The sequence below is a fragment of the Aurantiacibacter suaedae genome, assembly GCF_005434915.1.
GTDB lineage: Bacteria > Pseudomonadota > Alphaproteobacteria > Sphingomonadales > Sphingomonadaceae > Alteraurantiacibacter > Alteraurantiacibacter suaedae.
In genome coordinates this window covers 585270-598949 of record NZ_SKCG01000003.1, presented here as the reverse complement: position 1 = coordinate 598949, position 13680 = coordinate 585270, and the positions used below count along the sequence as shown (strand labels likewise).

Below are 13680 nucleotides of genomic sequence, written 5' to 3'. Positions count from 1 at the left end.
AATATTGAACCTGGGTATCTCGCCATATTACTTGCCCGAGGCATCCTTCTTTTTCTTCTTCATCGCGTCGTGGAAGCGGTCGGCCCAGCCCGGCTTCACCAACTGTTCCGCCCGAACCATCCGCAACTCGCCATCGGCCACATCGCGGCTGACCGCGCTGCCCGCCGCAACAATTGCGTCCGCGCCAATCGTCACCGGGGCGATCAGCGCCGAATTAGAGCCGACGAAGGCACGGGGGCCGATGGTCGTCTGATGCTTGAAATAGCCGTCATAGTTGCAGGTGATCGTGCCCGCCCCGATATTCGCGCCTTCGCCCACCGTGGCATCGCCGAGATAGGTGAGGTGGCTAGCCTTGGCCCCTGCGCCAAGCGTCGCGTTCTTGATCTCGACGAAGTTGCCGACCTTGCTCCCCGTTTGCAGGTTCGCGCCGGGGCGCAGCCGAGCATAAGGGCCGACCTCGACATCCTCACCCACGCTCGCGCCCTCAAGATGCGAGAAAGCGCGAATGCGCGCGCCGCTGGCGACCGACACGCCGGGGCCGAACACCACGTTCTGCTCCACCACCACGTCAGCGGCGATCTCGGTATCCCAGCTGAAGAACACCGTCTCGGGCGCGCGCAGCGTAACGCCGTCGGCCATGGCCGCCTCGCGCTTTAACTGCTGCCACTGCGCCTCAGCGGCAGCGAGTTCGGCGCGGCTGTTGATGCCCGCCACCTCGTCTGGCGTATCGGTGGTGACGACCGCGCAGGGGCGACCATCGGCAATCGCGATGTTGACGATATCGGGCAGGTAGAACTCGGCCTGGGCATTGTCGTTGCCCACCCGCGCGAGCAGCGCGAACAGCTCGTCCGCCCGCGCAGCAAGCAAGCCTGAGTTGCACAGGCTGGAGGCGCGCTCACCCTCGTTCGCGTCCTTGTATTCGACCATCTTGGAGATCGTGCCAGCCTCATCGGCGATCACCCGGCCATAGCGCAGCGCATCGTCAGGCTCGAACCCGAGCACTACGGCGGCGGGGGCATCGTCCGCCTCCAGCCGTGCGATCATCGCTTGCATCGTGGCGGTGCGCACAAAGGGCACATCGCCATAGAGCACCAGCACGATGCCTTTGAACCCGGCCAAAGCGTCTTGCGCCTGTTGCACTGCGTGGCCCGTACCCAGCTGCGGCTCCTGCACTGCGAAAACAGAGCGTTCGCCCAACTTCTGCTGCACCTGTTCGCGCGCTTCGCCGACCACGGTCACCAGCCGCTCCGGCCCAAGCGCCTCGACGCTGGCCAGCAAGTGATCGATCATCGCGCGACCGGCAATCTCGTGCAGCACCTTGTGGCGCGTGCTTTTCATGCGCGTGCCCTTGCCAGCGGCGAGAACAATGGCGGCGATCGAGGTCATGTAGCTTTCTCCTTATTGGCGGCCATGCCACCAAACCATTGCGGTTTCCACCGGCCTTCGCCACATGACTGCCCATGAGCGATTTTCCTTTCGATACCATCCTGTTCGATCTCGACGGCACCCTTGTCGATTCCAACCGCGACCTTGCCCCGGCAGTCAATCATGCGCTGGTCTATGCCGGGCACGGGCCCATCGCCGAGAGCGAGATCCGTAATTTCATCGGCGGCGGAGCGGCGCTGATGCTGCGGCGCGCGCTCGAAGCCAAGGGCGAACAGCCGAGCGACGAGCGGATGGCCGAACTTACCGACGTGCTGCTCAAGCACTACTGGGCCCATATCGCCGACAATACCGTGCCCTTTGACGGGGTTGTTGCCACGCTCGAAGCGTTGGCCGCGAAGGGCTGCAAGCTCGCAGTCTGCACCAACAAGATCGAACAACCCGCGCGCCAGCTGATCGAGGCGCTTGGGCTGACGCACCACTTTGTCGCGATCTACGGCGGCGACACCTGCGGCCCCGGTCGCAGCAAGCCCGAGCCCGACATGCTGCTGGCCGCGATCAAGGTCTGCGGCGGCACGCGCGCCGCCATGGTTGGCGATTCGACTTACGACGTGCGCGCCGCGCGCAATGCCGAGCTGCCGGTGGTGACTTTGAGTTTCGGCTATCACGATGTGCCAGTCAGCGAGCTTGGCGGCGACGTCCTGATCGACCATTTCGCTGACTTGCCCGCCGCACTCGCGAAACTGGGCTAGTCCTCAACCGCCTTCACCAGCCGCCGCTCTAACGGGGCGAGCACGCCAGCAAGCTCGTGCCCGCGCTTGAGCACCTGCCCGTGTTCGCCGAACAGCGCCCACATCCCCTGCCGCTGGCGCAGCGCGGGGCGTTTCTCGATCCGCATCTGGGGCACGTCGGCGGTGCGGCGGAAGGCGGCGAAGCTGGCGCAGTCTTTCGAGAAATCCATCGCATAATCACGCCACTCGCCCGCCGCGACCATGCGGCCATAGAGATCGAGAATGCGCGTCAGTTCGAGCCGGTCGAACCCGACCTGCTGTGGCTGACGCCCGCCCGGGAATGGAACGATGGTGGACCCGCTGCCGCCTGGCTGCATCAGCAATCGGTGCCGCTCTTGCGTGCTGCCTGCGGCGCCCGCTCGGCGGCCATCGCCTCTACCATCTGGCGCAATGCGGCCACTTCGTCCTCAAGCTCCTTCACCCGCTCGCTCGGGGCGGGCTCGCACGGTTCCTCGCACGGGGTGCCATAGGGGATGAACTCGCGCAGCCAGGTTTCGGCAGGAACGAGCGTGGAGCGGGCCTTTAGCCCGATCATCGTCGCCCCTTCGGGCACATCGTCGGTCACCACCGCATTGGCGCCCACGCGCGCGCGCTCACCCACGGTAATCGGCCCGATGATCTGCGCGCCCGCGCCGATGATGACATTATCGGAAAGAGTCGGGTGGCGCTTGCCGCCCTTGCCGTTGGTGGGGTTGGTGCCGCCCAGCGTCACGCACTGATAAATCGTCACATTGTTGCCGATCACGGCAGTCTCGCCAATCACGGTGAAGCCATGATCGATGAACAGGTGTTTGCCGATGGTGGCGCCGGGATGAATGTCGATCGCAGTCATCCAGCGGGCCGTATGGTTCACCAGCCTGGCAAGGAAAAACATCTCCGCCTCAAACAGCCAATGCGCCAGACGGTGCATCGCGAGCGCCCAGAAACCGGGATAGAGCAGGATTTCCCAGCGCGAACGCGGCGCCGGATCGCGCGCGCGGACCGAGTCCAGATAGGAGATCAGACGCTCAAACATAATCAACCCAGTTTCTCACCAAAACCCGCGAGGGGCAAGGTCATAGCATTCGCGGTTCCTGCGGACCGGTTACCTCCTCCAGCGCAGCGCGCCAGATTCCGAGGGTAGGTGGGGTCTTTCGTTCGAGAGACAAGCGGTCGATTGTCAGCACCAACTTTTCAAGTTCGGCCCACGAGCGGCCCGCGCGCGGCACCAGATAATCCGCGGCGCCCGGCCCCAGCGCCAGGCCGCGTTCCTGCGCCAGCGAATGGATGAGATCGGCGGCCATCGCATCGTCGGGCTGGCCGATCTCCATCTGCAAAGCGGCGCCCAGGCGTGAGCGAAGGTCGGGCAAGGCTATCTCCCACGGCGGCGTTCCGCCCACGATCAGCAGCGGCGTTCCCGCCTCCTGCGCCCGGTTCCAGCGGTGGAAGATCGCATCTTCGGGAAGGCTCTGTGCATCGTCGATCGCCTCGCCCTGCCCGCTGTCGGCAAACCAGCGCGCGAGCAGGCTCTTGCCCGAGCGCGGCGGGCCGGTGAGCACAGCGGTGCGGAAAGGCCAAGAGCCCGGCGACGCGAGCGCCTCGGCCACGCGCGCATTGGCGTTGCCGATTACAATCGAGGCAGGCCCGCTGGAACGAGGGCTGAGTGGAAGGGCGATCTGCTGCATGGCCGGGCTGCCTCGCGGCTAGCGCGTGATAGACAGCGCGCCCGTGCCCTCGGTCACCTGCCAGCCGCGCGCCCTCAACGCCGCAGCGAAGTCCGACAGGCTGCCCGCAAAGGTCACGCGCAGCACCGATGTGCCGCCTATGGCCGTGCTGGTAACCGCCGATGCGCTCACGCCCGGGGTGCCGCGCACCGCGCCCAGCGCCGCATCGAAGGCCGAGGCATTGGGCGTGGCGATCTGGACGGTATAGCTCGTGGCGGTAGCAGCGGGAGTTTCGCCCGAAGGAGCAACCGGAGCGCCAGCGGCGTCAGGCGCAGCTTCCGCCTGCTCGGCCAGCGCGCGCGCCGCCGCCGCAGACCTGGCCGCCGCTTCGGCAGCTTCGGCCGCGCGCGCCTCGTCGAGCAGGGCGCGAATCTCGGGCGTCATTTCGAAGCCGTCCAGCTCCAGCGTGGGATCGGGCCGCAGCCGGCCTGCGGACAGGGCGCGGGTATATATCGCGTTGAACTGCTCAACCGCGCGCACCAGCATCCGGGGCAAATCTTCGTCGCTTTCGGCGCGCATGGTAAATTCGTCGAGATAGCGGTCGTCCGGTCCGTAGCGCGCGGTAAACGTGCCCACGACCGGGCCGCCCGGCCATTCGTGACGCAGATCGGCAATCGGCACCAGCACGTCGGCCGCGCCGAACTGGTCGAGCACATTGTTCCACCAGGCACGGCTGCGACGCCCAGTCTGGCCGAAGGTCAACAGCAGCGAATCGGAACCCGAGCCTACAGGCCGGACATAGTCGATCGCGCTCGATCCGAACTGATATTCGGCCCAGGCGCGCTGCCAGGCATTGCGCGTTTCAAAAGTGGTTGCCGTGCCCCCGCTCATCATCACCGGAAGCAGCAGCATCGGCGCGGACCGCGCACGATCCCCGCCCCCGCCGAGCAGCGGCCCTGCCCGCTGACGATCGAAGATCACACCCAGTCGCGCCACATACCGGCGCGGGCCGATATTCTCGACCTCGACCACGATGGCAGAGACGAGCGACTCGAGTCGCGCATCGGGAAGTTCGGGGCCGTCGATCTTTTCCCAAGCCTTGCGCGTTGCCTCGACCCAGCCCTTAGAACGGGCATCTTCCGGGTTGTCGCCGGTGACATTCACCTCGATCCCGCGCACCTCGATATCGGTGGAGCTGGCGACCGGCGGTATGCCGCGATCGCCCGAAACCTGCGCCATCAGCGCCGCAGCAAGCGCCAGGGCTAAGGCGGCAACAAAACCGAGCACGAGCCGCAAATTGAGGCGCTGCGTGAGGCTGGGAGAGAGGAGTGTGCGTGTGGTCATGGGGGAAATCGTGGGCCTTTTGCCCAAAGGTGAGTGGAAATCCAAGCGCGAAAGCTTATGGCATCGGCACCATGAGTTCAGAAAAGCCTTCTTACACCTACGCCCAGGCGGGTGTTTCCATCGCTGCGGGCAATGCCCTCGTTAAGGCCATCGGGCCGCTGGTCAAGGCGACTCGCCGCCCCGGGGCCGACGGCGAAATCGGCGGCTTCGGCGGTTTCTTCGACCCGCGCGCCGCCGGCTATACCGATCCGCTGCTGGTCGCTGCGAATGATGGCGTGGGCACGAAGCTCAAGCTCGCCATCGACAGCGGACAGCACGACACGGTGGGAATTGACCTCGTCGCCATGTGCGTGAACGACCTGATCGTGCAGGGCGCGGAACCGCTGTTCTTCCTCGATTACTTCGCAACCGGCAAGCTGGAAAACGGCGTGGCGGAGCGGGTGATCGCAGGAATCGCCGAGGGCTGCGTGCAGGCAGGCTGCGCGCTGATCGGCGGCGAAACGGCGGAAATGCCGGGCATGTATTCCGAAGGTGACTACGACCTTGCCGGCTTCTGCGTCGGCGCGGTGGAGCGCGGCGAGCAATTGACCGGCGACAAGGTCGCGCCGGGCCATGTTCTGCTGGCGCTGAAAAGTTCGGGCGTCCATTCGAACGGCTATTCGCTGGTCCGGCGGCTGGCGGCGGACAAGGGCTGGCAACTTGATGCCCCCGCCCCGTTCGATGGCTCGCGCCCGCTGATCGAAGCCTTGATGGAGCCGACCCGCATCTATGTGAAGGCCCTGCTGCCTGCGGTGCGCGCCGGTCTGATCGACGCGCTCGCGCATATCACCGGCGGCGGGCTGCTTGAGAATATCCCGCGCGTGCTGCCCGAAGGCGCGCGCGCTGTGGTGAATGCCGATGCCTGGGAGCAGCCTGCGCTGATGGCCTTCCTCCAGAGCGAGGGCAACATCGCCCCCGGCGAAATGGCGCGCACTTTCAACTGCGGCACTGGCATGGTGCTGGCGGTCGACCCTGCGAAGCTCGATGAAGCCAAGGCCGCGCTCGCCAAGGCTGGTGAGGACGTGCTTGAGATCGGCGTGATCGAAGCGGGCCAGCGCGGCTGCACCGTGCGCGGATCGGCCGGCACCTGGGGCGCAGACGCAGACTGGGACGCGGGCCACGATGCCTGAGGCCAGTCGGCCCAAGGTAAAGGTTGCGGCGCTGCTCTCGGGCAACGGCACGACTATGTCGGCGCTGCACTATGCCTCGAAGCTGCCGGGCTGCCCCTATGAGATCGTGCTCGTGGCGAGCAACGTGCCCGATGCGCCGGGCCTGAAGATCGCCGCTGCCGAAGGGCTGCCCACCTTTGCGCTCGACCATCGCGGAATGGACCGGCGCGCGCACGAGCAAGCGATGGACACAGCCCTGCGCGAATCGGGTGCCGAATATCTCGCGCTGTGCGGCTACATGCGTGTGCTGACTGAGGACTTCGTTGCCGGGTGGGAGAGCCGCATGGTCAACACGCACCCCTCGCTGCTGCCAAAATACAAGGGTCTCGACACCCATGCCCGCGCAATAGCTGCGGGCGATGCTTTCGGGGGCTGCTCGGTCCACGTGGTGACGGCTGAACTCGACGGCGGGCCGCTGCTGGGGCAGATGCCGGTGGCCATTCTGCCGGAGGATACACCCGAGAGCCTCGGCCGCCGGGTGATCCTGGCAGAGTATCAGCTCTACCCGCGCATGTTCGCAGACTACGTCGCGCGGTCCTGACCGTTTGGCCAGTTCGCCCCCGCCCCGCCCCCACCTGCTCGCCCGCTCGCGCGCCTCGCGGCTGGCCGACCGCGCCATCGACGCGATCTGGCGCAACGGCCTGCACCCGCGCCCCGCGCTTGAACCGGAAGCGCTGTGGGCCATCGGCGCGAGCGGCTGCGATGCGGCGGACGAACACTCTGGCCGCCGCGCCGAGGACGTCGCCGACTTCCGCCTTCGGCTAGAGCATCTGTGCCGCTCGCTGCGCGACGAAGCGCGGCTCAACGCGCTCGGGCACACGATGGCCTATGGCCAGATCACTGCGGCTATCCGGATGCGGCATCGGCTGGGCGCTCTGTGGCGCAACAATGCGGCCATCGCGCAGACCGACATAGCACCGCCGATCATCGTTGTGGGCCAGATGCGCGCGGGTACCACCCGAATGCACCGCCTCCTCGCCGCCGATCCGGCCCATGCCGGAACCCCGTTCTACTGCGGGATGAACCCCTTGCGCGAACAGCCCGAGCTGCGCCCGGTCAAGACACGGATCGGCATTGCTCTGGCCCGCCAGATCAACCCATGGATCGATGTGCAGCACCCGTTCGGCGCCACAATGGTCGACGAGGAACTGCCCTGGCTATCCTACGCGCTGTCGCCCGCCGCGCTGGAGGCACAGTACCGCATTCCTTCGTTTGTCGCGTTCAGCGAAGCGCGCGACCCTGCGCCGATCTATCGCGAATTTGCCCGCGTGCTGCGCTCCGATGCGAGGCAGATGGGCAATGCCGCGCGCCCTCGTGTGCTCAAGTGCCCGCAATATGCCGAGGATCTGCCTGCCCTGCTGGCGCAGTTTCCCAAGGCGCGCGTGGTGGTCACCCGGCGCTGCGACGAGCAGGTGCTGGCAAGCACGATGTCGGTGGTGGCGGGACAGATGGCCTATCAGTCAGACCGGGTCGATCTCGACGGTGTCGAAGCCGAATGGCGGCGTAAGCTGGCTCTGCGCAAAGCGCGCATGGAGGCAGCATTGGCGCAATTCCAAGGCCCGGTGGCCGAAGTGGAGTTCGATGCTCTCGGAGCCGACTGGGAGCGCGAGATCGCCCGTGTCTATGATGCGCTCGGCCTACCGCTGAGCGAGCCGGCCATGGCGGCGATGCGGGCCGAGCAGGGGCGAGCCAGGACCAGCCCCCATCATGGACACCGCGCTGTCTATCAGCCTGCCCCCGCCTCGGCCTGACCGTTTAGGCGGCTTCCATCTCGCCTTCGATCGAACAAAAGCCCCGCCGGATCGCTCCGGCGGGGCCTTGTTTCGTCTGCGCAAGCGATAAGCCAGCGCGCAAAATCAGCCGACGATTTCTTCCGGCTTGAAGAAGTAGGCGATCTCGATCGCTGCATTCTCTTCGCTATCCGAACCGTGGACGGTGTTCTCGCCGATCGACAGCGCCAGTTCCTTGCGGATGGTGCCTTCGGCGGCGTCGGCCGGGTTGGTCGCGCCCATGATGTCGCGGTTACGGGTCACGGCGTCTTCGCCTTCGAGCACCTGCACCACCACCGGCTCGCTCATCATGAACTCGACCAGTTCGCCGAAGAACGGGCGTTCCTTGTGGACGGCATAGAAGCCCTCGGCCTGTTCCTTGGTCATGTGGATGCGCTTGGAAGCGACGACGCGCAGGCCGGCTTCTTCCAGCATCTTGGTGACCGCACCGGTCAGGTTGCGGCGGGTGGCATCGGGCTTGATGATCGAAAATGTGCGGGTGACCGCCATGGGAAATTCCTTCGCGAAAGTTGGTTTATATCTCTTTCGCGCGCGCCCCTAGCCGCAAGCTCGGTTTCAGGCAAGCAGGCCAAGCAAGCGAGACACCGATCAGCTCTTGGTGCCGATCGTGAGAGTCGCGCTGGTTCCGCCATCATCGATGGGCGAGGCATTGATCGAGAACACCAGCCCATCGGCGCTTTCGCCCGAGACAATTTGCGCGTCGTTCGCCTTCATCTCCATCTTGATCTCGATCCCCGCCGCCTCGGCTTCCTTGCGATAAAACGCGACGATCTCGTCCGGCGTGGCCGGGCTTTCGAGTTGCACCAGCGCGCCGCTGTTACCGCCAGCCGAGACATTGGTGCTCGATACGACCTTGGTGCCGGGATAGAGTGTGAAGCCTTCGGGCAGGTTCGCCGCGGCTCCTTCACCGCTCTGGACCGTGACCGTTTCGCCGTCGGCGTTGGTCACGGTGGTTAGGGATTCGCCGCTATCCTCATCGACCGTATAGGCGACCTCGCCATCCTCGCTCTCCATCGTGCCGGAGTCGCTCGATCCGCAGGCGGCGAGCGCCCCGGTGGCAGCGATGACCAAGAGTGCGCGCATTGCCAAATCCCCTCTCGAATTCCTCAATCCTGGGTGAGACCTAATCCATCACGCCTGCTTGATCCAGCGCCCGGATTGCTGCCGCCAGAAATTGCGCTCCAGCCCGGCCTCATTACCCAGCCTGCGCCAGGTATCGCGCGCGCCGGCGCGGGTCGTGTCATCAAACAACAGGAAGGCCCGCGCAAAGCTGAGCGCCTCGTCACGCCACTCGCCATCGGCGAGCAGCACGTAGCGCGCGCCGTTCGCTGCCGCGCAATCGGGCGCGAGCAGGATCGGCTGGCGTCCGGCGTGGGGGCTATCGGCGGGGCCGTGGGCGAGGAAATCCTGCGGGAACTCCTCCCACAGCGCTCGGTCCATGTGTTCGCCAGCCCCCACCACCAGCAGCCGCTCGCCCGCACCAAGAGTGGCGCGAGCGAGCTGTGCAGTGGCCTGCTCGGCGCTGGCCGATTCGAGCAGGTAGAAGTCGACGCGCATTACCTTGTGCCCTACCGCTGCGCTGCTTGAGGGCGTTTTCCTTCGCCCCAGCGCTGCGCTGATCGAGGGCGGAATGCAGGGCGCGCCACCTCCGGCCTCACCCTTCGGCGGTGTCGCGCACGAAGCGGTCGATCAGGCGCACACCATAGCCGGTCGCACCCTTGTCCCAGGTCGCGCCGGGCTTATCCGCCCAAACCATGCCCGCGATGTCGCAGTGCGCCCAGTTCACGCCGTCCTCGATATAACGCTGGAGATACTGCGCCGCCGTGATCGACCCCGCCCAGCGCGGACCGACGTTCTTCATATCGGCAATCGGGCTGTCGATAAGCCGGTCGTAAGCGGGCGAAAGCGGGAAGCGCCACAGCTTATCGCCGCTCTCCTTGCCCGCCGCCAGCAGGCCATCGGCCAGCTCGTCCGAATTCGAGAACACGCCCCCGTGCTCATGGCCCAGCGCAATCAGCATCGCGCCCGTGAGCGTGGCAAGATCGACCACGGTTTTCGGTTTGAACTCGCGCTGCGCCCAGGTCAGCGCGTCGCACAGCACCAAGCGGCCTTCTGCGTCGGTGTTGATCACCTCGACCGTCTGCCCGCTCATGGTGGTGACCACGTCGCCAGGGCGCTGGGCATTGCCGTCGGGCATGTTCTCAACGAGGCCGCACACGCCGACCACGTTGGCCTTCGCCTTGCGCCCTGCCAGCGCGACCATCGCGCCCGCCACCGCGCCTGCGCCGCCCATGTCCCATTTCATGTCTTCCATGCCCGCGCCGGGCTTGATCGAGATGCCGCCGGTATCGAAGGTCACGCCCTTGCCGACGAACACGGTCGGAGCCGCGCCAGCATCGCCGCCGTTCCACTTCATCACCAGCAACTGCCCCTCGCGCACCGATCCCTGGCTGACGCCAAGCAGCGCGCCCATGCCGAGCTTTTCCATCTCGGCCTCGCCCAGCACCTCGATCTCGACGCCAGTGTCCTTCAGGCGCTCGCGGCAGCGCTCGACGAAGCTTTCGGGGTAAATCACGTTAGCCGGTTCGCTGACCAGTTCGCGGGTGAACTCCACGCCATTTGCGAGGGCTTCAGCCTCGTTCCAGGCGGCTTCGGTGCCCTCGGGCGCGCCGACCACCACGACTTCGGCCAGCGTCGGCTTCTGTTCGTCGCGCAGCTTGGTGCGATAGGTGTCCCAGCGCCATGCCCGCAGCCTGAGGCCAAGCAGCACGGCGGCCACTTCCTCCGCGCTCAGTGAGGCATCGCGGCAATCGAGCGCCAGCGCCGTCTCGCCCGAGGTGAGAAACTTCGCGGTCAGCGCCGCCCCCGCCTTTTCCAGCGACGGCAGGCGCTCCTTGTCCTTCTTGCCCGCTCCGGCCAGCGCGAGGCGCACCGGGCCATTATCGCCTTCATAGAATCCGTCGAAGGTCTGCCCGGCCTTGCCCTTGAAGCGCGAGGCCTCGGCCCCGCTGGCGATGATCGCGGGCACATCGCCCGGCAAGTCGCCCTGCTCGACCACGCGCGCAACGAGACGCGGGCTATTGGCATCGAGGGTTTGGCTAAAGGCAATTTTCATGGTCACTCCGGTCATGCTGATGCGATCGGGGCACAGCGCCGACATGTCGAATGCGCCGCGATCAAAGCTGGCGTTGCGAATTAGGATCGCACAGTGCAATAGGCAAGCCATGCTCCCCCTCAGGCATTATCCTCGGAAGGCACTCTTGCGCAGTCTGCCCCTTATCGGCGTGGCCGGATTCGCCATGCTTGCCGCTTTGCCTGCCCATGCGCAGGATGTTCCCGATAGTATTTCCGAAGAAAGCGAATCCGAAGGCACGAACGCCGATCTGATCGACGCGCTCGATGGCGAGCGCGAGATCGATTTCGAAGCCAACGAAATTCTGTTCGATCAGGACACCGACACCGTCACCGCCCAAGGCGACGTGATTCTCGAAGCTGGCGACCAGTCGGTCCGCGCCGAGCGGGTGGTGTGGAACCGCATGAGCGGCGAGATCGTGGCCGAGGGCTCGATCCGCTTCGTCGACGCCGATGGCAACCAGCTGTTTACCGAGCGGTTGACGCTCACCGACCAGCTCGAAGCCGCGGCCATGAGCAATCTGCTGCTGGTGTTCCGCGAAGGTGCCAGGCTGGCCGCGAACGAGGCGCGCCGCAACGAAGAGGGCGATATCGCGCTCGACAAGGCGGCCTTTTCCACCTGCTCTGTCATCAACGAGGACGGCTGCCCGAAAAGCCCGAGCTGGCGCGTCACCGCCGAGCGCGTCTATTACGACCGGCAGACCCAGCGCATCCGCTTCCGCGGCGCTTATCTGGAGCTGTTCGGTGCGCGCCTGCTGCCGCTGCCCGGCCTCTCGATCCGCGCCGATGGCAGCGCCGATTCGGGCTTCTTCATTCCCGAAATCGAGCTGACCGCTTCGAACGGCGTCTCGATCTCCGACAGCTTCTACTGGCGTATCGCGGAAAACCGCGATCTGGAACTGACTGGCTATGTCTACACGGCAACAGCACCGATGGTGTCAGCCAAGTATCGCCAGCTGGCCGAGAAGGGCGCGTTCCAGATCACCGGCTATGGCACCTACGGCAGCCGCCTCCCGCTCACCGCGACGGGCCAGCCGAACGGCCCCAGCCGCGACGACATTCGCGGCTACCTCGCCGCCAACGGCCGGTTCCAGTTCAACGAGAATCTCTCGCTCTCCGGCTCGCTGCGCTATGCCAGCGACCGCACCTTCCTGCGCCGCTACGACATCAGCCGCGAGGACCGCATCCGCTCGACCGTCGCGCTCGAGCATATCGACGAGAACAGCTACCTCTCGATAGCTGGCTGGGCGACGCAGCTGCTGCTGGTCAATCAGGATCAGGGCCAGGTGCCGATTGCCCTGCCTCTGATCGACTATCGCCAGCGCATTGAAGAACCGGTGCTCGGCGGCACAGTCGAATTGCAGGGCAACACGCTCGCCATCACCCGCACCGATGGGCAGGATACCCAGCGCGCCTTCGCCCGCGCCCAGTGGAACCTGCGCAAGATCACTTCGCTCGGGCAGGAGGTGTCGTTCACTGCGCTGGTTCGCGGCGATGTCTATCACTCGGATCAGAACGATCTCACCGCCACCGCGCTCTATGCCGGCACCGAAGGCTGGCAGACGCGCGGCGTGGCGATGGGCGCCATCGACATCAAATGGCCACTGATCGGCGAATTCATGGGCGGCACGCAGACGATCACCCCGCGCGTCCAGTTCGTCGCCGCGCCGTCGATCCGCAATCTCGCCATCCCCAACGAGGATGCCCGCGCCATCGATCTTGAGGATTCAAACCTCTTCGCGCTTAACCGCTTCCCCGGCTATGACCGGGTCGAAGACGGCGCGCGCATGACCTACGGTGCCGACTGGCAGCTTAACTTCCCTGGCTGGCGCATTTCCTCGACCATCGGCCAGTCTTACCGCCTTAGCACCGAACCCGTGCTCTTCCCCGATGGCACCGGCCTTACCGAGCGTTTCTCCGACTTCGTCGGCCGCACCGAAGTGCGCTATCGCGATTTCCTGAAGCTGGTCCACCGCTTCCGGCTCGACAAGGACGGTCTCGCGATCCGCCGGGCCGAAGTCGATGCCACGCTCGGTTCGGACCGGACTTATGTCGAGCTGGGCTACCTGCGCCTCAACCGCAATATCGAGCAGGATTTCGAAGACTTGCAGGACCGCGAGGAGCTGCGCGTGGCCGGTCGGATCGCCTTTGCCAATTACTGGTCGGTGTTCGGCTCGGCCGTGGTCAACCTTACCGATGCCGCCGAAGACCCGACCAACGGATCGGACGGGTTCGAGCCGCTGCGCACCCGCCTTGGCATCGCCTATGCCGACGATTGCCTGGAAATGGGCTTCACCTGGCGGCGCGACTATATCGAGCTGGCCGACGCCCGCAGCGGTAACTCGTTTCAGCTATACTTCTCGCTGCGCAACCTCAGTTTCCGGTGATT

Annotated in this window: 14 protein-coding genes; 5 read left to right on the top strand and 9 right to left on the bottom strand. The window is 65.6% G+C overall.

All coding sequences use genetic code 11. The annotated features are described in order from the left end of the window. Positions 1–27 precede the first annotated feature (27 nt). Positions 28–1386: a bifunctional UDP-N-acetylglucosamine diphosphorylase/glucosamine-1-phosphate N-acetyltransferase GlmU gene (gene glmU / locus E0473_RS13745; protein ID WP_137681444.1), complete on the bottom strand. Its 1359-nt coding sequence runs from the start codon at positions 1384–1386 to the stop codon at positions 28–30. Between the two features lie 74 nt (positions 1387–1460). Between glmU and E0473_RS13740 the strand changes: the two genes are divergently transcribed. Continuing rightward, positions 1461–2135 (top strand): HAD-IA family hydrolase, encoded by a 675-nt coding sequence (locus E0473_RS13740; protein ID WP_137681443.1) that lies wholly within the window; start codon positions 1461–1463, stop codon positions 2133–2135. Here the strand turns inward: E0473_RS13740 and E0473_RS13735 are convergent. The 4 genes from E0473_RS13735 to E0473_RS13720 are packed head-to-tail and all read right to left on the bottom strand — an operon-like array spanning position 2132 to position 5161. After that, the gene (locus E0473_RS13735) at positions 2132–2491 is read right to left on the bottom strand and encodes a DUF2794 domain-containing protein (RefSeq protein ID WP_137681538.1); all 360 of its coding nucleotides are present in this window, start codon (positions 2489–2491) and stop codon (positions 2132–2134) included. The two genes, E0473_RS13740 and E0473_RS13735, sit on opposite strands and share 4 nt — an antisense overlap. Continuing rightward, on the bottom strand, positions 2491–3189 hold the full coding sequence (gene epsC / locus E0473_RS13730; protein ID WP_137681442.1) for a serine O-acetyltransferase EpsC: 699 nt from the start codon (positions 3187–3189) through the stop codon (positions 2491–2493). Before epsC ends, E0473_RS13735 begins: the two co-directional genes overlap by 1 nt. A 40-nt stretch (positions 3190–3229) precedes the next feature. Beyond that, positions 3230–3838: a P-loop NTPase family protein gene (locus E0473_RS13725; RefSeq protein ID WP_137681441.1), complete on the bottom strand. Its 609-nt coding sequence runs from the start codon at positions 3836–3838 to the stop codon at positions 3230–3232. An 18-nt stretch (positions 3839–3856) separates the two neighbouring features. Beyond that, positions 3857–5161 (bottom strand): heavy-metal-associated domain-containing protein, encoded by a 1305-nt coding sequence (locus E0473_RS13720; RefSeq protein WP_137681440.1) that lies wholly within the window; start codon positions 5159–5161, stop codon positions 3857–3859. Positions 5162–5232: 71 nt separating this feature from the next. Between E0473_RS13720 and purM the strand changes: the two genes are divergently transcribed. From purM to E0473_RS13705, 3 genes are read left to right on the top strand one after another with little or no spacing between them, the layout of a single operon-like run. Further along, positions 5233–6330 (top strand): phosphoribosylformylglycinamidine cyclo-ligase, encoded by a 1098-nt coding sequence (gene purM / locus E0473_RS13715; RefSeq protein WP_137681439.1) that lies wholly within the window; start codon positions 5233–5235, stop codon positions 6328–6330. Continuing rightward, the gene (purN, locus tag E0473_RS13710) at positions 6323–6910 is read left to right on the top strand and encodes a phosphoribosylglycinamide formyltransferase (RefSeq protein ID WP_137681438.1); all 588 of its coding nucleotides are present in this window, start codon (positions 6323–6325) and stop codon (positions 6908–6910) included. The genes purM and purN overlap by 8 nt, the downstream gene beginning before the upstream one ends. Before the next feature lie 4 nt (positions 6911–6914). Further along, positions 6915–8120 carry a sulfotransferase family protein gene (locus E0473_RS13705; RefSeq protein WP_137681437.1) on the top strand — a complete coding sequence of 402 codons (1206 nt, stop codon included), beginning with the start codon at positions 6915–6917 and terminating at the stop codon, positions 8118–8120. A 105-nt stretch (positions 8121–8225) separates the two neighbouring features. On the opposite strand, the gene ndk is transcribed toward E0473_RS13705, so the two are convergent. The 4 genes from ndk to E0473_RS13685 form a co-directional block, all read right to left on the bottom strand. Continuing rightward, a complete protein-coding gene (gene ndk, locus E0473_RS13700) occupies positions 8226–8648 on the bottom strand; it encodes a nucleoside-diphosphate kinase (protein ID WP_137681436.1) in 423 nt (140 codons plus the stop codon). A gap of 99 nt (positions 8649–8747) precedes the next feature. After that, on the bottom strand, positions 8748–9242 hold the full coding sequence (locus tag E0473_RS13695; RefSeq protein ID WP_137681435.1) for a hypothetical protein: 495 nt from the start codon (positions 9240–9242) through the stop codon (positions 8748–8750). Positions 9243–9290: 48 nt separating this feature from the next. Beyond that, a complete protein-coding gene (locus E0473_RS13690) occupies positions 9291–9716 on the bottom strand; it encodes a DNA polymerase III subunit chi (RefSeq protein ID WP_137681434.1) in 426 nt (141 codons plus the stop codon). A 97-nt stretch (positions 9717–9813) separates the two neighbouring features. Next, complete coding sequence (locus E0473_RS13685; RefSeq protein ID WP_137681433.1) at positions 9814–11274, bottom strand: leucyl aminopeptidase; 1461 nt, start codon at positions 11272–11274, stop codon at positions 9814–9816. A gap of 109 nt (positions 11275–11383) precedes the next feature. On the opposite strand from E0473_RS13685, the gene E0473_RS13680 reads away from it, so the two are divergent. Continuing rightward, positions 11384–13678, top strand: coding sequence for an LPS-assembly protein LptD (locus tag E0473_RS13680; protein WP_137681432.1), 2295 nt, complete (start codon positions 11384–11386; stop codon positions 13676–13678). The last annotated feature ends 2 nt before the right edge of the window (positions 13679–13680 follow it).

Coding starts and splice junctions, on each gene's coding strand:
- E0473_RS13690 (WP_137681434.1), bottom strand. CDS start 9,716: ATGCGCGTCGACTTCTACCTGCTCGAATCGGCCAGCGCCGAGCAGGCC.
- E0473_RS13680 (WP_137681432.1), top strand. CDS start 11,384: ATGCTCCCCCTCAGGCATTATCCTCGGAAGGCACTCTTGCGCAGTCTG.
- E0473_RS13720 (WP_137681440.1), bottom strand. CDS start 5,161: ATGACCACACGCACACTCCTCTCTCCCAGCCTCACGCAGCGCCTCAAT.
- E0473_RS13740 (WP_137681443.1), top strand. CDS start 1,461: ATGAGCGATTTTCCTTTCGATACCATCCTGTTCGATCTCGACGGCACC.
- purM (WP_137681439.1), top strand. CDS start 5,233: ATGAGTTCAGAAAAGCCTTCTTACACCTACGCCCAGGCGGGTGTTTCC.
- E0473_RS13725 (WP_137681441.1), bottom strand. CDS start 3,838: ATGCAGCAGATCGCCCTTCCACTCAGCCCTCGTTCCAGCGGGCCTGCC.
- E0473_RS13735 (WP_137681538.1), bottom strand. CDS start 2,491: ATGCAGCCAGGCGGCAGCGGGTCCACCATCGTTCCATTCCCGGGCGGG.
- glmU (WP_137681444.1), bottom strand. CDS start 1,386: ATGACCTCGATCGCCGCCATTGTTCTCGCCGCTGGCAAGGGCACGCGC.
- ndk (WP_137681436.1), bottom strand. CDS start 8,648: ATGGCGGTCACCCGCACATTTTCGATCATCAAGCCCGATGCCACCCGC.
- E0473_RS13685 (WP_137681433.1), bottom strand. CDS start 11,274: ATGAAAATTGCCTTTAGCCAAACCCTCGATGCCAATAGCCCGCGTCTC.
- purN (WP_137681438.1), top strand. CDS start 6,323: ATGCCTGAGGCCAGTCGGCCCAAGGTAAAGGTTGCGGCGCTGCTCTCG.
- E0473_RS13695 (WP_137681435.1), bottom strand. CDS start 9,242: ATGCGCGCACTCTTGGTCATCGCTGCCACCGGGGCGCTCGCCGCCTGC.
- epsC (WP_137681442.1), bottom strand. CDS start 3,189: ATGTTTGAGCGTCTGATCTCCTATCTGGACTCGGTCCGCGCGCGCGAT.